We start from the raw sequence: 19,943 nt of genomic DNA, 5'->3' as shown, positions 1-19,943 counted from the left end.
TTCGCCATGACTGTCTCCTTTCTTTGAAGGTGCTTCCTACACCTTCAGTAGCGGTCAGCAGCATTCGCCATGCTGCCGATAGATTGGTGGCGCTTCCTTCGCCACTTCTCCATAACTGCATTTTGAGTTGTTAACATTGTGGAAACAAAGGTTTCGTAAGCGCTTGTGTGCCACGAAGAAAGACATTTCGATTCGACCGTTGCATCAACCGATGTAACTCGCCGAAAACTGTAATGAATCGCATGACAATCACAGTAAAATGTAACGTGCGCAATACAGACTGCATGAGTACGGTTGTCTCATAGCAGCTGTGCGCGACCCCTTTTCGTCCTTCTTCCGATCTGGCGAACTCGGGGGGGCTCATTGAACGCAGATCGTTTGATTAACGATATTCTGCGTTGCTATTTCTTGGGGTTTTAGAGCGCAGGGTGAAGGGGATGATGCCGTATGATTTCAAATCTAACGTTAAGCCAGGATGTGTTCAATACACCCGATATTTGCACGAAGATGAAAATCATGCATGCGGTGGATAAATCGCTTGATCGCGTGACTGTTTCAGAGATTTGCGAAAAGGCGGGCATATCGCGTCAAACGTTTTACCGACACTTCAAAAGCAAGTACGATATCCCCTGGTGGTTCTCGATATTCTGTCGTCAGTTCTATCTGAATGAAATCGGTAGAACCATTGATTGGCGTACGGGGTATTACCATCACATTCGCCTTATCGCCACGGAATGCGATTTTTTCCGCAAATCAATCCAGTACAGCATCAACACGCCATTTGGCCAGACCATCATGCCGCAAAATCGCAAAGTTGTGCTGCTGGAAACGTTGCAATCGTACCGACACGTTCCCGTTGATCATAATATGCAATTCCTTGTTGAAACTTTCTCGAAGCTTGAGTGCGAAGTGCTGAACGATTGGTTCCGTTCTGACGCGGACCCTGACTTGGTTGTATGGACCGATGACTTGGTAAGCCTGGTGCCCGATAGGTTGTATCGTGCGCTTGACATACCTCAGAACGTTTAACGCCGATTGGGCGATATATCAATGCTTTGCGTGGCGCTCCCCAATTCATCGCAGGTTTTGGGTTTGTGGGTTGCGACAGTTCGGGATTTGCGGTTTATAGGATAAGAAGGGCGGCGTAGACTAACGCCCTTCTTATCCTATAAACCGGATTGCAATGCGAACTGCTCTTTGTTAAGGTCCACTATCAGATCAGTTGGTCTGATAGTGGACTATTTTTAGGAGTGCTGAACCTATGGAACCTGCTGAATATCGCCCGATTCAAAATGAGGACGTTGAAGCACTTGGCACCATCCTTGGCGACACGTGGCACGCTTACGCTGATGGCAGGAAGCGGGTAGTCTGCGGGGTTATCGATCTTGCAAACTTTGCACTGCGTAACACTTTTGCCGAAGTGGCCGTTGTCGACAACTCCCCTATCGGCGTAATCATGGCAAGAGCGGGAATACCCGACAAGCAAACTCAGGATCATTGGGCGAGCATCAAACATCATGCATGCGAAGAGCTCAACAAGCTGGGCGGCTGCGCCTCGGACCTTACACGTTTCTTTGACGCCATGGAGAAAGCTGACCGTGACCTGCTTGCGCACAGCGACTGCGACCCGGATTTCGAACTGGTGCTGTTCGCCGTATCCAGCGAGGCCAGAGGGCTGGGAGTCGGGAGCACGCTTATGGACCACGCCCAGCGCTATTTGGCGGCCCAAGGGGCATCGAGGGCATTCCTTTTCACGGACACCGATTGCACGTGGGAGTATTACGAACACAGGGGGATGAGACGCGCTGCAGAGCAGTCGTTCGCGGACGATGGGGCGTCGATTCTCCCCGAGCGTATGTTTGTGTACGAGATGAACCTCAAAGATATCGAGGGGTAACGCAAGAAGCCTAACCGCACGCATGCACAAGAGTAGCCGCTCATCACACGGCTTGCCGCCGGTATAACCGGGCCGAGGCGAAACCCTATTCGGACTCGCGAATACATACGGCGTGCAGTGTCTCCAACTTGAGATCGAGCGCATGAAACGCTACAGCGAATATGGCAGCCACGATGATGTAAAGCATCCATATGCCCGGCGTGAACGGCGCAATGCAGAACACGTTGGGCATAAGAAGGCATGTGCCAGCGATGCCGCCCACTACCACCACGAGCAACGCCGAACGTATAGCTGTGAACGGCATAGACAGGCGGACCACCAGGTTGCATCCGATCCAAGAAGTCAGCAGCACGCACAACGCGGACACCTGCTCGTAGTCAAGGCCCATGAGGTAATAGCCCACCACGTTCGCCACAAGGATGCAACATACCGAGCACACGGCTCCAGGGATGGAGCGGACGATGACGTTTCCCAGGAATCGGCCTCTGATGCGCTCGCGATTCGGCTCGAGCGCAAGCACGAACGACGGTATACCGATGGTGAATGCGCTGATGAGCGTCATTTGGATAGGTTGGAAGGGATACTGCCACGGTGCCGCTATGAACAGCAGGGCGGCGGCGATGGACAGCAGCGTTTTCACCAGGAACAGCAGGGCAGCGGCGATGGACAGCAGCGTTTTCACCAGGAACAGCGATGCGGAGCGCTGCAAGTTATTGATGGAGCGACGCCCTTCGGCTACCACCTTCGGCATGCTGGCGAAATCACTGTCGACGAGCACCAGCTGCGCCACGTTACGCGCGGCATCTGAACCTGAAACCATGGCAATGCTGCAGTCGGCTGCCTTGAGCGCCAACGTATCATTCACGCCATCGCCGGTCATGGCGACGGTATGCCCCGCCTTTTGAAGCGCCAAGACGAACTGCTTTTTCTGCTCGGGCCTTACGCGACCGAACACGCTGTCGCACACTAGCGCGCGTTCCACATCGGATTCGGTTTTCAGCGTGGTTGCGTCAACGAAGCGTTCCGCGCCTTCCACCCCCACCTTCGCTGCGATACCCGAAACGGTATGCGAATCATCACCGCTGATGACAAGCACGCGCACGCCCTGGTCCTTGAAATAGGCGATGGTTTCTGTCGCTGTCGGACGAATTTGATCGCGAATGCCCACGAACCCTAGCGGCTGAGGGGAACCTTGAAGGCTTCCCAACTCATCGAAACCTTGCACGCGGGCGATAAGCAATAAGCGTGTATCAGCGGCCAGTCTTTCAACTTGCGATCCGACGCGTTCGTAATCGTCGCCGAGCACGAATTGCGCAGTACCCATGACATAGCACGACCCGTCCGAAAACTGAACGCCGGACCATTTCTTATCCGAACCGAAGGGAATCATGCGTGAGCACGTTTCGGGACGGCCTTCGGCATCCTTGAAGTAGTCCGCGATCGCTCGCGACGTCTCGTCTGAATCATCGTCAGCACAGGCTATGGCGCGCAACGCGCGGCACGTTTCCCTCTCAAGCGCTTCGGGCGCATCCTAGGCGGCTTCGCCCTCTACGGGCCGCACCCAAGCAACCTCCATGTCGCCCGTGGTGATGGTGCCCGTTTTGTCCAAGCACAGCACATCCACGCGCGCCAGAGTTGCGATGCAGTAGAGCTGCTGGACGAGCACTTAGCTTTTCGACAAACGCACGACGGCCACAGCCAGAACCGTTGATGTGAGGAGAATCAGGCCCTCGGGAATCACGCCCACCAGCGCAGACACCGTGGATAGAATGGCGCTATTCAGCTCCGAGTTGCCCGAGAGATAATCCCTCGCGAAAAGCAGCGCGCCCAACGGAAACATGATGCAGCTGACGAACTTGATAATGCCGTTCAGACAGCGCATGATCTCGGACCGCACGGCCTTGCGCTCCTTTGCCTCGGCGGAGATCTTCGCCGCATAGTTCTCGACACCCACGTGGACCACACGCGCATACACCATTCCCGAATTGACGAACAATCCGCTCATGAGCGTATCACCAAGCTGCTTGCGGACAAGATTGGCTTCACCGGTAAGCAAGCTCTCGTTTACCCGGCAATCACCGCTCACAACCTGCGCATCGGCAGGAACTTGATCTCCGCGACGCAGCACCACCACATCATCGCGCACCAGCCCATCGAGAGGAAGCTCCGTTTCCGCGCCATCGCGCAGCACATGCGCTTTAGAGCCGGCAATAATAGACAGCTTATCGGTGATGCGCTTCGAACGGACCTCCTGAACAATGCCGATCACGGTGTTGCAAACGATGACCACCATGAACAGCATATTCTTATATGATCCCGTGAACAGCACGATAAGCGCCAAGACGGCGTTCACCAAATTGAACAAGGTGCATGCATTGTCATGCACGATCTGACCGACCGATCGCGTTTTCACACCCGCATCGACGTTGCCTTCACCTGCAGCGATGCACACCTGCGCTTCTTCGGCTGTTAGTCCAAGCGCAGCTTCTCCCCCAGCCGTTTCAGTCATACCGCTCCCCTCCAAGGCGCACTATTGCAAAGCAAACTAGAACTGCATGTAACAAAAAGGCCACCGCAATAAGCGATGGCCTTGACGTAACGATGGAGCCGGCAACAGGACTCGAACCTGCAACAGGCAGTTTACAAAACTGCTACGCTACCATTGCGTCATGCCGGCACACGAAAATGCGTGTCGGACTATTGTACGACAACAACCCGGATTCTCAAAGCCTATCCCATAAAAGGTACAACCATCAACGCCAAGATATAGCCGGACACGTTACGTACCCGCATGCGACGAAAAGAGGATGGACCTCCCTCCCATAGGCTCTTGCGCATTTCGCCGAACCACCGTCCCGTGTCTATCATTGCTCATGCGAGCAAAAGCACAGACGGTCTTAAATTCGCATCGCAACCGAACTGTTAACCGCTCTTGTCAAACTATCGCTGGTATCTGGTTATACTGGTTCGCGGCAAGAACCCGCCATCCTGCGAACGCGATATCCCTTTTGGAGTTTCATGACTAACGACGAACAAAAAACTTCCCCTAACGTGACGCCCTCCCCCATGGTGAAAAAGCGCTACCGAGCCGACCGAGACGCCATCGATCGCAAACGCCTCCCCTTGGCGGTGAAGGTGTTCGGCGTGCTGTGCCTTGTAGCAGGCGGAGCCACCGCGGTGCTTTTGGCGATCACCATCGTAACCATGGTGCTGGAGTTCACGTCCGGCAGCCTTGATGTCGAAGCCTCCACCGCAACCGTGGTCATCTTTGTGGTGGAAACGGTGCTGTACACGGCGCTAGCCACCATGTTCGCTATCTTCGGCATCCGCTTGCTGCGGAACAAACGCAAGCATGCCGCCCATGGCACCGAGGCCATGATATTCATTTTGGCCGCCATCATCATCTGCTCCATCATGCTCAATGGCCTGGGAGCCAACGTCATCCCCCATGCCGTGGTGGCGGTGTTCCTGATTGCCATGCAGTCCTACCTCGACCCGACGCTCGCCGGCGAGCGAGAGCTGCGCCGCAAGCTGCGCGACATGGAGACCAGGGAGCAAGCAGAGGACGGCACGCTCGGCCTTGATCCCACCGGACGCGGTTACATCACCCTGAACTTCTTCAACCTGTTCTGGATATTCGTGGTGTGCAGCGTGCTCGGTCTTGTTATCGAAACCGTGTATCATGTGCTGGTAGTGGACCCTGGCGTTTACGAGGACCGTGCCGGATTGCTGTTCGGGCCTTTTAGTCCCATCTACGGCGTAGGCGCGATGCTGATGACCATGGCGCTCAACCGCTTCCACAAAGCGCCTCTCCCCGTGATCTTCCTGGTGAGCGCCGTGATCGGCGGGGCGTTTGAATATGCGGTCAGCTGGTTCATGCAGTTCGCCTTCGGCATCGTTGCCTGGGACTACACCGGAACGTTCCTTTCCATCGACGGCCGCACCAACGGCATGTTCATGGCCACGTGGGGCGTGTTGGGATTGTTCTGGGTGAAGCTATGCCTTCCCTGGATGCTGAGGCTGGTCAACCGCATTCCTTGGAACTGGCGGTATACGCTGACCACCGTATGCGCCGCATTGATGATAGTGGACTGCGGCATGACCTTGATGTCGCTCGACCGCTGGTATCAACGCGAGACCGGCGTCGCTCCCGATAACGCCATCTCCCGCTTCATTGACGATCACTTCGACAATCAGTATATGGAGGACCGTTTCCAGAGCATGTCGATCGACCCGGACAACGCGGCACGTACGCTGTAGCGAGAGTCTTGCCGACGATGCTCAAGACCGGCATCGGCGGCATCTCGAAAGCAACGCCCCTCTCCGACCGAGCGCCTTTCCCGTGCGCCTACCCAGAGGCGTTACGACAGCAGAAGGACAATCGTTCACGTATGCGATCGCGGTTTACAGCCGTCTTCCCGAAGGTATTGCGGCGGCAGGCAATGCGCTCTTCGCGCTGCCTGCCGCCGTCTCATCATGTAGCTCCACGATATTTCGCCACAGCCGTTTCGGTATGAACTGCCTTCGAAGCTCCGGGTGGTAACGAGCTGAGATGGCCATAGCATCGTAAAAACCTTTCCACGCCGCCTGCATTGCGGCCTCTTCATCGGAATGCTGCGGCAGATGCACCTCATCGGTTTGCGCAATATACCAATTTGCACCATCGTAGATGCCCGCAACCTGATGCACCTCGTCGTATATGACGAAACGCTCGGTGTTGAACCGACCCGCAAACCAGCCCATGAGCAACGGCACCACATTGGCCTTGGGGTTGCATTTTGCGAACCATATGCCGTTTTCAAAGTGCTCGAAACGCAGGAACTGCATCATGAGATGCCGCTCGTTCATCACCGAACGGTCAAGGCGTGCAACGGGACCGGCAATAGGGTGAGCCATGTTGCGAATCAAACCGGCATTCGCAGCGGCAGGCCGCGCCATGACATGCCGGACGAACCGGTATACCGCAACACCAGCCGAAGGGTCATCTGACAGCGATGCGTGCAACACCGCATCCCAAGCATCCAGCCCTGCCTTTCGCACGATTCCCGCCTTAACGCGCGATGCCAGCGCCGCATCGGTTTCGATATATCGCACGCTTTGCCCCAACCGAGGCTGCAACCCCGCTTCGCTCGAAAAGTCCTCGGGCTGCTCATGAAGCGCATACGCCTGAAAAATAGCCGAAAGCAGCCCCTCTGTGGTGCCGTCATGCACATACGCGACATTGCCGAGCGGCTCCAGCATGGCATCCGCGCTCATGCGGGCACCTTCTGCCGGCCCTGCAACGCGTGCTGCCAGCCGAAGACCCCGTCGGCTATCGCAGCGACTTCGGCAGCCGCCGGCCCCTGCAGCTGCCGCGCCCCGATCGCGCCACCTGCCGGCATGGCAGCCTTATCCCCCGCGCCTATGGCGGCGCGCCCGACCTCGGACCCGAACAAGCTGAGCTGACCGGGCAGCACCTTGGCGGAGCGAGCGCCATGACGACCGCCTTCGATGGGGCTTGCCAGCTGCGCCCGCAAAGCCTCGGTGCAAAACTCCACCCCGTCGCCTTGGTACTTCCCGTTGCAGGTAATGAAATAGCGCGCCCGCTTGAACGCGATCCCCAGCTTTCGAAGCTCCCCTTCCCGCAAACAGGTTGTGCGTCGTGCTCGCAAGATCAAACGGGCCCCACGTGGCCCTATCCCCGGCACGCGCAGCAATACTTCCAACGGCGCCGTGTTCACCTCCACCGGAAACAAATCCAGATGGCTTACCGCCCATGCAGCTTTCGGATCTACATCCATCTCCAAGTTCGGGGCATCGGCGCTGATGATTTCCGATACATCGAATTTGTAATAGCGCAGCAGCCAATCGGCCTGATACAGCCTGTGCTCACGGTTCAGCTGCACCCCGATGTTCTGCGGCAGGCGCTCATCGGAGCTTACCGGTAGATAGGCGCTGAAGAACACGCGCTTGAGCTGCAGGGTTTTATAGAGCGCCTGCGACAGGTTGAGAATCTGGAAATCGGTTTCAGGCGTGGCTCCTATGATCATCTGCGTGGACTGCCCTGCCGGCACGAACGCACGCCCCCGCTCCTTCGGACGGGTGGAAGGCAGATACGTTGTGCTTCGACGCGATATCCCGCGAGACTCGCGGTCCTGCGCCATGTTGTCTCGGATTTGACGCATAGGGGCTATGATTCGCTGCTTTGTTTTCTGAGGACATAGCAAGCTCAAGCTTGTCTGACTGGGCAGCTCGAGGTTCACACTCATGCGATCTGCAAGATGGCCAAGCCTATCGATGAGCTCCGGCGAGGTACCCGGCACGGCCTTCGCGTGGATATACCCGCGAAACCGGTGATGTTCGCGTAGCAGCTGAAGCGTGCGAATCATAAGCTCGGTGGTGTGGTCGGGCGACCCGATGACGCCCGAACTGAGGAACAGCCCTTCGATATAGTTACGGCGGTAAAACGCCATGGTGAGATCGGCCAGTTCTTCGGGCGCGAACGCTGCACGGGGCACCTCGTTGCTGCAACGGTTAACGCAATACGCGCAGTCGTATACGCATACGTTGGTCATGAGAACCTTGAGCAACGAAATGCACCGCCCATCGGGCGTGAAGCTGTGGCAGCATCCGGCGCCGAGCGCGTTGCCGACATAGCCGGCCTTCGAACCGCGCTGCAACCCCGACGACGTGCAGGCGACATCGTACTTCGCCGCATCGGCGAGGATCTCCAGCTTCTCCTGCACATCCATGGCCAGTCCTTTCCACAAACATCCGTACGTGTAGTAGGCACATACTATACTCGTACGCTTGTTCGTGGTCAAGAACGTTTGTGCGATATTACCGCGGCACCCCGGTTAAATCGAACGCGGGAATGAAACTGTCCTTCGCCGCACCCCCTTGCTGCCAGAAATAGTCCTCGATGCCTAACGAATCGGCATAGTCCAGCAACTCCTCGTATTCGCCATCAGATACGCGTCCGCCCAGTTCAGGGCAGCGCTGAAGCTGGCGTTGCGCCCACGCATCCCCAGCTTGCGCCGCATCGGCGAGCACCGGCGTGTACTGGTTCATCAGCGACAGCAGCACACCGTTTCCGAAACGCTCCCATATCGTGCGCACCACGCGCTTGGAATCCTCCAAGGCGCCGGGCAGCATCAGGTGGCGCACCACCACCCCGCCCGTGAGGCGCGGCTGTCCGTCCACCTCATCGCCATCGGGACCGCCCACGCAACGCACCATCTCCTCAAGCGCCGCCATGGCCACCTCGGGATAGTCGGACGCAGCGGAGTAACGGCGGGCAAGGCTGCTCGAGCAGTACTTGAAATCAGTCAGATACACGTCCACCGTGCCGACGTTGTCCCGCACAGCCTGCACCGTCTCGTACCCCGAGGTGTTCCACACCACAGGCAGGGCCAAACCACGCGCACGGGCACGGGATACGGCGGCGCGGATGTGGGGCGAATAGTGCGTCGGCGTGACGAAATTGACGTTCAACGCCCCCTGTTGCTGCAGGTCAAGGCACATATCCGCCATCTCATCCACCGTAACGGGCACGCCAGCGCGCCCATCGGCGATCACTTGGTTCTGGCAGTACACGCATCGCAGCGGGCAGTTCGAGAAGAACACGGTGCCGCTGCCGCGAGAGCCGCTGATAGGCGGCTCCTCCCACATATGCAATGCCGCACGGGCAACCACCAGCTCCCCTTGGGCCCCGCACGCGCCGCGCTCGCCGGCAGCGCGGTCGACGCCGCACGCCCGCGGGCACAGCCGGCAGCAAGCCAACGATTCTTCGAACTCCATAGCAGACCCTTCCCCGCTTCCCTACGCGATTGCGCGTCGAAACCGCCCGCACGCGCCACTGCCTGCTGCGACGTAGCGCTCGCCCCGCCAATCGACGGCCCAGCCGCCCAGCCGACGAAACGGACCCGCATCGCGCAACCCGGCTCTGCGGCGCACGGCTGCGGCATCGCTCAGATCAAGCAAATGCGTAATCGCCCACACCATCAAAAAGGGCCCGCAATGCGCCACCCGGCACGCAACGGGCAGCATGCGTCGGCAATTGCGCCCTTCCAAGCAGCCGGGCCACCGCCTTGCGGACCCTCATGCGTCATTCGATCGCCCTTTACGGGCAAGACGCCTAATTAAAACCGGGATAGGCGCCCGTCATGCCATCGTCGTCCATGATTCCGGCATCGCCGTAATCATCGCCCCAGTCGGCTTCATCGTCATGGTCGTAATCATGGTCGCCGTACGTCTGCTCGGCGCGGGTCCAGTCCAGACCCTCCTTCGCGCACGCGTCCTCCTCGCGGTAGACCAGCGACAGCGCCGAGGGAGCCTTGTCCGAACCGCCGATGATGGCCAGAAGCTCCAGCAGACGCTGGACGGCCTCAGCCTGCGGCAGGATAAGGTCGGCATCGTCGGCGGTGGTCAGGGCCGCGGTAAGCTCGCCCATGAGCATCTCCACGGTGTAGGTGCCGTCGAAGCGGCCGTCGGTGACGGCGGCCAGCAGCGCATCGCCGGCCGGCGTGATCGCACCGGCACGCATGCCGGCGATCTCGCCCATGTCGGAAGACGTGCGCACCGCGTGGTACAGCGCATCCGCCTCCACGGCGGCGACCAGCTGCGCCGCAGCCTGCAGGCTGTACGCGGCGCGGGCAAGCTGGGCCGAGCCCGGGCCGCCGGCATCGGTGACGTGGGCGACCAGCAGGTCGAGCACCTCGCGCGCAGCCTCGACGCAGTCCTCTTCGCCGCCTACGAAGCAGCCCAGGTTCTCGCGAACCGCGAACGCGTCGGGCACGGCCACGTCGGTGACCACGAGCGGCGCCTCGACGGCGACCAGGTCGGCGACGCAGGCCATGGCGTTGAGCTCGCGCGCGAAGGTGGGCGTGGTGCACGACAGATCGATGATCTGGGTACCCTTTCGGGCGCCCTGAACGATGCCGTTGTCGCCGAAGTACGCGTCCTCGAGCGCGGTTTGCGTGGTGAAGTAGGTGAGGACGGCGTCGGCAGCGCCCGCATCGCCTACGCGCTGCCAGCCCGCACCGCACAGGCGATCGGCCACCATATTCCCTACCGTATCGTTTCCATCGAACACGAAAGCCTTCGTCATGGCTTAATCCTCTTTCTTGATCTTGCGGGCGATGCGATCGGCCACTGAAAGCTCCTCGCGCCTATCGCCTCCCCAAAACACCACAGCCAGCATGCCCGGCCCCACATGGCTGCCGATGACCGGCCCGATGCTGCTTTCCAAAAACAGCAGGTTGTCGTCCTCTTTCGCCAGCAGCTCCTTCAGACGCGCCGCGTCCTTGGGGCAGTCGGCGTTGCCGATGACCACGCAACGGCCCGGCATTTGATCGGTCATGCGCTTCGAGCAGTACTCGGCCAGCTGCCTGATGCCCTTCTTGCGCCCGCGCGCCACGCCCGTCAGTGCAAGCTTGCCCTCGATGCTGATGTTGAGCAGCGGCTTCACATCGAGCTTCGCGCCCGCATAGGCAACGGTGCTGGGGATGCGGCCGCCGTGGCGCAGCGATTCCAGATCGTCGACCATGAACTCGGCGTCGACGAAGTAGCGCGCCTCCTCGGCCCACGCGGCCAGCTCGCGCGCCGTCATGCCGTTGTCGCGCTGGTTGAGCGCCTCGTAAACCAGAAGCGCCTCGGCGACCGATGCCAGATAGGTGTCGACCACGTACAGCTCGGCCTCGGGGTGCTCGGCGATCAACTGGTCGCGCATCATCACCGCCGTGTTGAAGCTGCCGGAAAGGCCGCTGGTGAAGCTCAGATACACCGTGGGAACGCCGCTCTCGATGGCCTTCGAGAACACGTCATGGAACACCGTCACAGGCACCTGCGCCGTGGACGGCTGCGAACCTGTGCGCATGCCCTCGTAGAACTCATGCGGCGTGATGGTGCGATACAGATCGTCGCTATGCTCACCCTTTTCGTCGATATAGGGAAACTCCAGCAGCTGCACGCCGGAACGGTCGATCACCTCGAAGGGGAGGTCGCAGCAGGAGTCGATGATCAGATTGCATTTCGGCTGGGCTTCCATGCATCTCCTTTCGTTGGAACGCCCGCGCCCGCAGGCGGTGGGCGGGTTTTCGCTTCGCGCTTAGGAAGCGCAGGTCAGGGCCGCCTTCGACCCTGTCAACTTGCCCGATATAGCATGCGCGCACTCGTAGGCGACGCCGACGGCCGGGCCTACATGCAGCCCCACCACCGGGCTTACCGGCAGCACGCTGACCTTGCGGCCGAGCATGGGCTCGATAACCTCGTGCGCCCATTTCACGGCCGGGGCCTTATCGCCGATATAGTGCACCACCACATCGCGCAGGCCATGCTCCTCGATATCGGCCTTCATGGCAGCCACGATCTTATCCAACGCCTTCTTGCGCGTGCGAACCTTGGCGAAGGTGACCGGTGACCCATCGCGCACGGTAAGCACCGGCGCCAGCTGGACGAGGTTGCCCAAAAGCGCTGCCGCGCCGCCGATGCGCCCGCCTTTCTGCAGAAACGTCAGACTCTCCGGCGTGAACAGGAAACGAGTGCGCTCGATAGCATCGAGGGCCGCCTGCGCCACGCCGCGCAGATCCTCGCCCCCATCGCGCGCCGCCACGGCCTCGAGCACAGGGAAGGCCTCGTCGAAGCCGCACGACTGCGAGTCGATAAGCTCCCACTCAAAGCCGATGTTGCGCGCGGCCACCGCGCGGATGGCGCGCAAGGCGCCATCATAGGCGCCCGAAAGCCCCGTGGAGATGAAGATGCCGCACACCTGATCACCGGCGCGGGCCGCATCCTCGAACACCTCCTCAAGCAAATGCTGGGAAGGCTGGCTTGACGTGGGGATATCATCCACCATGTCGTAGATATCGGCATAGAACGCATCCAGGTCCATGGTTGCGTCCTCGTATTCCATGCCATTGCGGTTCACGTACAGCGTGACCACCTGGATATCAAGCTGGGCGGCCATCTCCTGCGTGATCGAAGATACGGAATCGGTGATGATCCTGATCATGAATCCCCCAATCGGAAGCGCGGCTTGAGCGCGCATGCATTACATTCAACCCTACGCGATACCGCGAAGCTTGCCAACAAGCGCGCGGCGGCGCTCACAAAGACCATACTCCAGGCCCACCGGATAAGTGTGGGGGTTGAGCATGCGCTTTTGGCTTTCATCCAAGCAGGCCAAGCCTTCACGGCAACGCCGCTGCGCTTCCATAGCGCTGCGGTCGCTTGCGTCGAGCACCACCTGACCGTTGCGGGCCAGGGGCTCGAGCATCGTGGAAAACCGCTTGCCCGCAAGCTTCTTGCGGCGCATGGAATCGAGCGGGTCCACGATGACCTGGCCTTCGTCCACGTCGGCGTTCACATCGAACACCATATCGCCGGCGATGGTGCCGTCGTCGTTATAGTAGCGGCGAACATCGAGCACGCCCGGCACCGTCAGCTTCGCCGCCGACTCGCTGATCTTCAGGCGATCGACCCACTCAGCCTGCCCCGGGGCACGCGTCGCCGAAAGCTTGTACACGCCGCCGAGCGTGGGCTGGTCGAACGCGCAGGCAAGCTTGGTGCCCACGCCCCAGCTGCTCACGGGAGCGCCTTCGTCCAAGATGGACTGGATGGTGTATTCGTCTAGGTCGTTGGACAGCACGATGCCGCAATCGTCCAAGCCGGCCTCATCGAGCATGCGGCGCGCCATCTTCGCCAACCAGGCCAGGTCGCCCGAGTCGATGCGGATGCCCGCCAGGCGCTCGCCCCGGGCGCGCATCTCAAGGCCCACGGTGATGGCGTTGCGGATGCCCTGCTCCACGTCGTAGGTGTCCACGAGCAGCACGCAGTTGTGCGGGAACTCGCGCGCATAGGCGCGGAACGCCTCCAACTCGCTGGGAAACGACATGACCCACGAGTGCGCATGGGTGCCCGACACCGGCAGGCCGTAGGTTTTGCCCGCAAGCACGTTGGACGTGGACGCGCAGCCGCCGACCACGGCGGCGCGGCTTGCCCACATGCCGCCGCCGGCTCCCTGGGCGCGGCGCAGGCCGAACTCGGCAACGGGCAGGCCATGAGCCGCCAGGCACACGCGAGCGGCCTTAGTGGCGATAAGCGTTTCGAAGTTCACGCAGTTCAGAAGCGCCGTCTCGATGAGCTGGCAATCCATGATGGGACCCATCACGCGTACGATCGGCTCATGCGGGAACACCACGGCGCCCTCGACCACGGCATCGACGTCAACGCGTAGCGAGAACGTGCGCAGGTACTTCAGAAACGCGGGCTTGAACAACCTGCCCCCGCCGGGCGCATCAAGGCTTGCCAAGTAGTCAACATCCTCGGCGCTGAACGCGAACCCGTCGATGAGCTCGGCAAGCTGGTCCATGCCGCAGGCGATGGCATAGCCGCCGCGAAAGGGATAGTCGCGGAAATACGCATGGAAGCACGCCTGCGTGGCGCCCTGCCCCGTCTCCCAATACCCTTGTGCCATGGTCAGCTGATACAGATCGGTGAGCAGCTCGTGGCCGTTTTCCCCGTGCACGTTGATACCTCCTGACGCAGGCGCCCCCGCTTTCTGCCCAAGCGGGGGCGCGAAATGCTGCTAGTTGCCCTGCGGGGCGCCCTGGCCTTCGCCGGCGCCTGCGGCCTTATGGCTGCGGCGGCGCGTACGGCGATGCTGACCGGGAGCCTGGCCTTCCTGGCCGCCTTCCCGCTGTTTGCGCTGGCCGCCCTGGTCGGGACGGGGGGCCTGAGCCAGGCCCGACGACTTTTGACCCGGACGCACGCGGGGCTTGGGACCTTGGCCGTCGGGCTTGCCGCCGCGCTGCGCGTCGGCGCCGCCCTTGGGACCTTGGCCGCGCTTGCCCGCCTGCTGGGCAGATCCGGATTGCTTGCCGCCCTGGTTCTGCTGCTTGGCGTCCTTGCCGCCCTGGCCACGGCGCTTGCTCGGCTGCATGCCGCGACGCTTGGCCTGGCCTTCCTTGGGCTGCTTGCCGCCCTGACCGGATTGCTTGCCGGCGGATGCAGCGTTTGCAGCTTGGGCGGAATCGGTGCGCGAAGCCTGGTTCTCCCCGGCCTGCGCAGCACCGCCCGACACCTTGGTGGAGCGGCGGCGACGCGGCTTGCGCGCAGGCTGCGATTCGGCGGCCTTCTGCTCTGCGCGCTCGCCCTTGCCGCGTCCGCGCCTGCTGGAGCGACCGGGCTTGGCCTCGCCGGCGCCGTCGGCCTTCTTGCCGCCCGGGACGTGACGCACGCTGGCGCGTTCGGCAAGCTTGTCCTTGCCCGACAGCTGCGGCGTGGCCAGCGCCGCGGCGGCGCCGAAGGCATCGCCGGGCTGTTCGCTCAAAGCACGTTCCCAGGCCTCGCATCCCACGCACTTCGGACGTGCGCCCTCCTCGGGTGCATCGAAGTCGGCAAGCGGGACGCGCACGGGCTTCTCGCCCTCGATGCGCAGCGACACCACTTCGCGCGGAACATCCAAGTCCACTACCTTCGCCGCGCCATCAGGCGTTTCCACCTGGGCGTTCTTCTTCGGCGCACGGCTTTTGAAATCCTTGTAGGCGTCATATTCATAACGAAGACAGCACATGAGCCTGCCGCACACGCCCGAGATCTTCTGCGGGTTCAGCGACAGGTCCTGTTCCTTGGCCATGCGAATGGACACCGGGCAGAACTCTCCGCCCAGGCGTTTGCAGCATAGCTCCTGGCCGCAATGACCAAGGCCGCCCACCATACGCGCCTCGTCGCGAACGCCGATCTGGCGCATGTCTACGCGCACATGCAGGCGCGATGAGAGCGTTCGCACCAGCTCGCGGAAGTCGACGCGGTTCTCGGATTCGAAGTAGAACACGGCCTTGTCGCCGTCGAACAGGTACTCCACCGAAACCGGGCGCATCTCCTCAGAGGCCTTCGCGGCAAGCTCCTTGAACACGGGGAGCGCCTCAGCGGCGCGGGCCTCGAGCTCGGCCTGCTTGGCGCGATCTTCGTCATCAGCCACGCGCAAGATGGGCTTCAAAGGGGTTTTCAGCTTCTTGACCTGGTCGGGCGTTGCCTCGAACGCAGGCTCGCCCATATGGCCGAACTCGGTTCCCCGGGCGGTTTGGACCACGACGTCGCATCCGGCGTGCAGTTCCAGCTCGCCCGCATCGAACCACAGCGTTTTAGGGTTGTAGGGCAGGTTGACAGGCGCTATGCGGACCATGGCGCTCCTTCTTTCTATCTGGCATACGCCCGCAGCGCCGCATTGGGCAGCGCACGGCCGTACAGTATGTCGCGAACCTCGAGCAGCATCGCGTCGATGCACGTCTCAGGAGATACATTATAAGAGATGGCGACGTCGCAGCGGCGCACGGCCGCGATAGCAGCGGCGGCACGCGCGGCGTCGGTACGCGCCGCGGCTTCCTCGATGGAGGGCCTGACGTCAGCGTTGACCACTTGTTCAGGCGCGCCCGCGGCCTGGACCATGATGTCGCGCAGCCACGAGCGGGTGATGCCGGTGAGCTGACGCAGCGATTCGGCGGTCTTTGCCGTGAGCTGGCGCTTGTTGCGCGCCTCGATCTGACGGATGGCCGATTTCGCCAGGAAGTCGGCGTTCTCGGCGAGCTCGGCCTCCTGCTCGGCACGCACGGTGTCGAGCGGAAGCTTCACGCGCACCACCAGATCGGCGGCGAACCCGATGACGTCCCAATCGTCGGCGCGGCGCAGGCACGCCAGCACCTCGAGCACCCGGGCGCGGAACTCCAAGCGCTCGTTGGACTTCAGGAACTCCACCGCGCGGGTGATGGAGCCATCGCAGGCTTGCAGCGCCACGCGCGCCTGCTCGGGGCTTGCGCCCGAGTTCTGCACCACGATGCCCGCCGCCTCGGAAACCGGGATGGTGCGGAACGGCACTACCTGGCAGCGCGAGACGATGGTGGGCAGCACGCTTTCGCGGGTGCGCGCGAGCAGGATGAGCACCACATCGGCGGGCGGCTCCTCGAGCGTTTTCAGGAACGCGTTGGCCGCCTGCACGCCGAGCAGGTCTACTCGATCGAGGATGTAGACCTTGCGATCTGCCTGGATGGGCGCCAAGGCCGTGTCGGCCACGATACCGCGCACCTGCTCGACCAGATAGCCGGCAGCGCCCTCGGGCTCGAACATGCGCACATCCGGGTGCTTTTTGCGCATGATGCGCCCGCAGGTATCGCATGCGCCGCAATTGCCGCCGCGAGGGCCCTTGGGGCCTTTCGGGCACAGGATGCCCTGAGCGAAGGCGAGCGCCGCAAGCGTCTTGTTTGAGCCTGCCGGCCCGCAGAACAGGTACGCGTGGCTGACGCGCCCCGATGCCACGGTGGCGCGCAAGAACTCGCGCACCTGCGGCTGGCCCAAGATGTTCTCGAATGCGTCTGCCATAAGCGCTACTGCTGCTCCTTGCCCGAACGCTCCGCGCGAGGCGCCGATGCGGAATCCTCACGGTAATCAACGCGCCCCTCATGGGTGCGGTGCACGTCGAGGCGCTCGAAGTAGGCCTCGTTGGCGCGCACGAAATCGCCCATCCACGGGAACAGGTCCGCCAGCTGGGCGAACACCTGCACAGCCGTATGCGATTTGCGCCCGTTCGAGCGCACCAGGCGCACGCGGCGCGGGTTCTTTTCCGCGATCTCCAAAAACGCCGCGTTCACGCGGGCATGAAAATCCTCGCCGGCTCGCTCCATGCGATCGGCCCCGGCGCGGCGCGTGGCGCGCTCCAGGCCCTCGGCGGCGCTGTCGGCCACCAGCAAGATGGTGCGATCGGGCACGATGCCCTGGCACGCAAAGGCATTCGCCGCCTCCACGAACGCCCGGTCGAGCCCGCGCCCGTAACCTTGGTAAGCCACGGTGGAATCGGTGAAGCGGTCGCACAGGACCACGGCCCCGCGCTCGAGCGCCGGGGCTATGACCTGGCTGACCAGCTGCGCACGGGCCGCCTCGAAAACGAGCAGCTCGGAAGCATCGCACATATTGGAGTTCGCCGGGTTCAGCACCACGCCGCGCAGCTGCTCGCCCACCTCGGTACCGCCGGGCTCGCGAAGGCACACGACCTCACGGCCCATAGCCGAAAGGGCGTTGGCCAGAAAGCGGATATGGGTGGTCTTGCCGGCGCCATCGCCGCCCTCGAACGTGACGAACACGCCGCGCTCAGGCGCCTGCTCTGCGGAAAGCCCCTGATCGACGGCTTGCGCGGGAGCAGCCGGATGCACCGGGGCGCCCGAAGCCGGACGGCCCTCGCGCATCATCGGCACCTCGCTCACGATGCCCGTGTTGCGGATATCGGCCACGTTGCTATCCCTGCACGGCGCCGGCCACGGCGGCAGCCACGGCTTCCACGGCGCGCGGGTCGAACGGCTCGGGCATGATGAAGTCCTCGCACAGCTCATCGTCGGAGACGAGCGCGGCAAGCGCCTCGGCGGCGGCAAGCTTCATCTGCTTCGTGACACGCGTGGCGCGCGACTCCAGGGCGCCCTTGAAGATGCCGGGGAACGCCACCACGTTGTTGATCTGGTTCGGGAAGTCCGAGCGGCCGGTGCCCACCACGCGAGCGCCGGCGGCGCGGGCCACGTCCGGGAAGATCTCGGGCGTGGGGTTGGCCATGGCGAACAGGATGGCGTCGGAGTTCATGGACTCGACCATCTCAGCGGACACGATGCCCGGGGCGGAGACGCCCACGAAGATGTCGGCGCCGCGCATGGCGTCGGCCAGCGTGCCCTCTTTGTCGTCGAGGTTGGTGGTGGCGAGCATGGCGCGCTGGGCCTCGTTGATGCCCTCGGAGCGCGAGTTGATGATGCCGCACTTATCGCACAGGATAAGGTTCCTGAAACCGTAGCTGAGCAGCAACTTGGCGATGGCGATGCCTGCGGAGCCGGCTCCGTTGACCACCACGCGGCATGCTTCCTTCTGCTTGCCCGTCAGGCGAAGCGCGTTGATGACGCCGGAAAGCACCACGATGGCGGTGCCGTGCTGGTCGTCATGGAACACGGGGATGTCGAGCTCGTCGATCAGACGGCGCTCGATCTCGAAGCAGCGCGGTGCGGAGATGTCCTCGAGGTTGATGCCGCCGAAGCTGGGAGCGAGGCGCTTGACGGTCTCGACGATCTCGTCGACGTCCTGCGTGTCAAGGCACAGCGGGACGGCGTTCACGCCGCCGAAGGACTTGAACAGCGCGCACTTGCCCTCCATCACGGGCATGGCCGCGGCCGGGCCGATGTTGCCCAGGCCGAGCACGGCCGAACCGTCGGAGACGACGGCAACGGTGTTGGCCTTCATGGTGTACTTATAAGCATCGGAAGGGTTCTCGGCGATCTTGCGGCACGGCTCGGCGACGCCGGGGGTGTAGGCCAGCGCCAGGTCCTCGCGCGTTTCGATCCTCATCTTCGGGACGGTTTCCAGCTTGCCCTGCCACTGCTCATGCAAACGCAACGATTCCTGTGCGATATCCATGCTGCTCCATGCACCTTTCCCTATGCGCGGCGCCGACGGCGCCGTTTAACGTGAGTGTTCCCGCTTCCTTGCGAAAACGTATGTCCAGCTAGGGATTATACCCCTTGCACCTTGACGCCCGCACGCCGCGCACGCTCTCCCCGAAAAACGCCCATGAGGTGCGTTTCGCCCGATGAGCAGGGGGCGTACATAGAATAGGCAAGCGGATGCGGAAGGGGGCGCCAAACCTCCGGGCCGCAACGTCGACGCCGGGGCCCGATGCGCGGCAAACCGTTTTCGACATGCGATACGCCCGGCAAAAGCAACGACAGATGAGGACGAAGACGCAAGGCGATACGCGGCGGGCCTCCCACTCGTTCGCGGCGACACGAATGCACGCCCCCTTCACAGCACGCGGTCACGCGAAAAGACCCCGCCCCCGCTCCTCGGATTGCATGGAATTCCCGCGCCGAGCCGCCCTATGGCGCACAATAGGGGTACGCATCAAAAGGAAAGGAACAACGTGGAAGACGAGAACACCGCCGCTTGGACGGCTGCGGACGGCAGCGAGGTGCTCGCGGCCGCGGCGCAGCCCGGCGCGCTCACCGCCGACGCCGTGGCCGACGCCGTGTACCGCGCCGTGCGCCGC

General features: G+C 62.0%; 17 protein-coding genes and 1 tRNA gene. 3 read left to right on the top strand and 15 right to left on the bottom strand.

The features are described 5' to 3' along the window. The first annotated feature begins 447 nt into the window (after positions 1 to 447). Complete coding sequence (locus DW178_RS10445; RefSeq protein WP_118351291.1) at positions 448 to 1,029, top strand: TetR/AcrR family transcriptional regulator; 582 nt, start codon at positions 448 to 450, stop codon at positions 1,027 to 1,029. Positions 1,030 to 1,261: 232 nt separating this feature from the next. Next, positions 1,262 to 1,897, top strand: coding sequence for a GNAT family N-acetyltransferase (locus DW178_RS10440; protein WP_118351288.1), 636 nt, complete (start codon positions 1,262 to 1,264; stop codon positions 1,895 to 1,897). An 85-nt stretch (positions 1,898 to 1,982) separates the two neighbouring features. Here DW178_RS10440 and DW178_RS11620 read toward each other — a convergent pair whose 3' ends face one another. The 4 genes from DW178_RS11620 to DW178_RS10430 form a co-directional block, all read right to left on the bottom strand. Further along, the gene (locus DW178_RS11620) at positions 1,983 to 3,221 is read right to left on the bottom strand and encodes an HAD-IC family P-type ATPase (RefSeq protein ID WP_286168676.1); all 1,239 of its coding nucleotides are present in this window, start codon (positions 3,219 to 3,221) and stop codon (positions 1,983 to 1,985) included. A 207-nt stretch (positions 3,222 to 3,428) separates the two neighbouring features. After that, entirely contained in the window at positions 3,429 to 3,563 is a 135-nt protein-coding gene (locus tag DW178_RS11615; protein WP_286168675.1) for a hypothetical protein, read from the bottom strand. After that, positions 3,564 to 4,406: an HAD-IC family P-type ATPase gene (locus DW178_RS11610; RefSeq protein ID WP_286168674.1), complete on the bottom strand. Its 843-nt coding sequence runs from the start codon at positions 4,404 to 4,406 to the stop codon at positions 3,564 to 3,566. A gap of 93 nt (positions 4,407 to 4,499) precedes the next feature. After that, positions 4,500 to 4,574: transfer RNA gene (locus DW178_RS10430), tRNA-Thr, on the bottom strand. A 389-nt stretch (positions 4,575 to 4,963) separates the two neighbouring features. Between DW178_RS10430 and DW178_RS10425 the strand changes: the two genes are divergently transcribed. Next, entirely contained in the window at positions 4,964 to 6,157 is a 1,194-nt protein-coding gene (locus DW178_RS10425; RefSeq protein WP_286168677.1) for a putative ABC transporter permease, read from the top strand. 144 nt (positions 6,158 to 6,301) lie between these two features. On the opposite strand, the gene DW178_RS10420 is transcribed toward DW178_RS10425, so the two are convergent. From DW178_RS10420 to DW178_RS10370, 11 genes are all read right to left on the bottom strand, one after another. Then, complete coding sequence (locus DW178_RS10420; RefSeq protein ID WP_118351284.1) at positions 6,302 to 7,153, bottom strand: TIGR03915 family putative DNA repair protein; 852 nt, start codon at positions 7,151 to 7,153, stop codon at positions 6,302 to 6,304. Further along, positions 7,150 to 8,628, bottom strand: a complete 1,479-nt coding sequence (locus DW178_RS10415) for a putative DNA modification/repair radical SAM protein (RefSeq protein ID WP_118351283.1) — start codon at positions 8,626 to 8,628, stop codon at positions 7,150 to 7,152. Before DW178_RS10415 ends, DW178_RS10420 begins: the two co-directional genes overlap by 4 nt. Before the next feature lie 88 nt (positions 8,629 to 8,716). After that, entirely contained in the window at positions 8,717 to 9,676 is a 960-nt protein-coding gene (locus DW178_RS10410) for a radical SAM protein (RefSeq protein ID WP_118351280.1), read from the bottom strand. Positions 9,677 to 10,013: 337 nt separating this feature from the next. After that, positions 10,014 to 10,985, bottom strand: a complete 972-nt coding sequence (locus DW178_RS10405; RefSeq protein WP_118351278.1) for an NAD(P)-binding domain-containing protein — start codon at positions 10,983 to 10,985, stop codon at positions 10,014 to 10,016. 3 nt (positions 10,986 to 10,988) lie between these two features. Beyond that, complete coding sequence (locus tag DW178_RS10400; RefSeq protein ID WP_118351275.1) at positions 10,989 to 11,924, bottom strand: DegV family protein; 936 nt, start codon at positions 11,922 to 11,924, stop codon at positions 10,989 to 10,991. 60 nt (positions 11,925 to 11,984) lie between these two features. After that, on the bottom strand, positions 11,985 to 12,887 hold the full coding sequence (locus DW178_RS10395) for a DegV family protein (protein ID WP_118351273.1): 903 nt from the start codon (positions 12,885 to 12,887) through the stop codon (positions 11,985 to 11,987). A gap of 51 nt (positions 12,888 to 12,938) precedes the next feature. Next, a complete protein-coding gene (locus DW178_RS10390; RefSeq protein WP_286168673.1) occupies positions 12,939 to 14,402 on the bottom strand; it encodes a nicotinate phosphoribosyltransferase in 1,464 nt (487 codons plus the stop codon). Between the two features lie 60 nt (positions 14,403 to 14,462). Next, on the bottom strand, positions 14,463 to 16,061 hold the full coding sequence (locus DW178_RS10385; protein WP_118351270.1) for a regulatory iron-sulfur-containing complex subunit RicT: 1,599 nt from the start codon (positions 16,059 to 16,061) through the stop codon (positions 14,463 to 14,465). Positions 16,062 to 16,075: 14 nt separating this feature from the next. Beyond that, the gene (locus tag DW178_RS10380; RefSeq protein ID WP_118351267.1) at positions 16,076 to 17,251 is read right to left on the bottom strand and encodes a DNA polymerase III subunit; all 1,176 of its coding nucleotides are present in this window, start codon (positions 17,249 to 17,251) and stop codon (positions 16,076 to 16,078) included. 5 nt (positions 17,252 to 17,256) lie between these two features. Further along, positions 17,257 to 18,156 (bottom strand): dTMP kinase, encoded by a 900-nt coding sequence (gene tmk, locus DW178_RS10375; RefSeq protein ID WP_286168672.1) that lies wholly within the window; start codon positions 18,154 to 18,156, stop codon positions 17,257 to 17,259. Between the two features lie 4 nt (positions 18,157 to 18,160). After that, positions 18,161 to 19,315: an NAD(P)-dependent malic enzyme gene (locus DW178_RS10370; protein WP_118351265.1), complete on the bottom strand. Its 1,155-nt coding sequence runs from the start codon at positions 19,313 to 19,315 to the stop codon at positions 18,161 to 18,163. Positions 19,316 to 19,943: the final 628 nt, after the last annotated feature.

Origin of the sequence: Eggerthella sp. AM16-19 (genome assembly GCF_003474385.1) — a bacterium.
Classification (GTDB): domain Bacteria; phylum Actinomycetota; class Coriobacteriia; order Coriobacteriales; family Eggerthellaceae; genus Senegalimassilia.
This window is presented reverse-complemented; position numbering and strand designations above follow the sequence as displayed.

Coding starts and splice junctions, on each gene's coding strand:
- DW178_RS10445 (WP_118351291.1), top strand. CDS start 448: ATGATTTCAAATCTAACGTTAAGCCAGGATGTGTTCAATACACCCGAT.
- DW178_RS10440 (WP_118351288.1), top strand. CDS start 1,262: ATGGAACCTGCTGAATATCGCCCGATTCAAAATGAGGACGTTGAAGCA.
- DW178_RS11620 (WP_286168676.1), bottom strand. CDS start 3,221: ATGGGTACTGCGCAATTCGTGCTCGGCGACGATTACGAACGCGTCGGA.
- DW178_RS11610 (WP_286168674.1), bottom strand. CDS start 4,406: ATGACTGAAACGGCTGGGGGAGAAGCTGCGCTTGGACTAACAGCCGAA.
- DW178_RS10425 (WP_286168677.1), top strand. CDS start 4,964: ATGGTGAAAAAGCGCTACCGAGCCGACCGAGACGCCATCGATCGCAAA.
- DW178_RS10420 (WP_118351284.1), bottom strand. CDS start 7,153: ATGAGCGCGGATGCCATGCTGGAGCCGCTCGGCAATGTCGCGTATGTG.
- DW178_RS10415 (WP_118351283.1), bottom strand. CDS start 8,628: ATGGATGTGCAGGAGAAGCTGGAGATCCTCGCCGATGCGGCGAAGTAC.
- DW178_RS10410 (WP_118351280.1), bottom strand. CDS start 9,676: ATGGAGTTCGAAGAATCGTTGGCTTGCTGCCGGCTGTGCCCGCGGGCG.
- DW178_RS10405 (WP_118351278.1), bottom strand. CDS start 10,985: ATGACGAAGGCTTTCGTGTTCGATGGAAACGATACGGTAGGGAATATG.
- DW178_RS10400 (WP_118351275.1), bottom strand. CDS start 11,924: ATGGAAGCCCAGCCGAAATGCAATCTGATCATCGACTCCTGCTGCGAC.
- DW178_RS10395 (WP_118351273.1), bottom strand. CDS start 12,887: ATGATCAGGATCATCACCGATTCCGTATCTTCGATCACGCAGGAGATG.
- DW178_RS10385 (WP_118351270.1), bottom strand. CDS start 16,061: ATGGTCCGCATAGCGCCTGTCAACCTGCCCTACAACCCTAAAACGCTG.
- DW178_RS10380 (WP_118351267.1), bottom strand. CDS start 17,251: ATGGCAGACGCATTCGAGAACATCTTGGGCCAGCCGCAGGTGCGCGAG.
- DW178_RS10370 (WP_118351265.1), bottom strand. CDS start 19,315: ATGGATATCGCACAGGAATCGTTGCGTTTGCATGAGCAGTGGCAGGGC.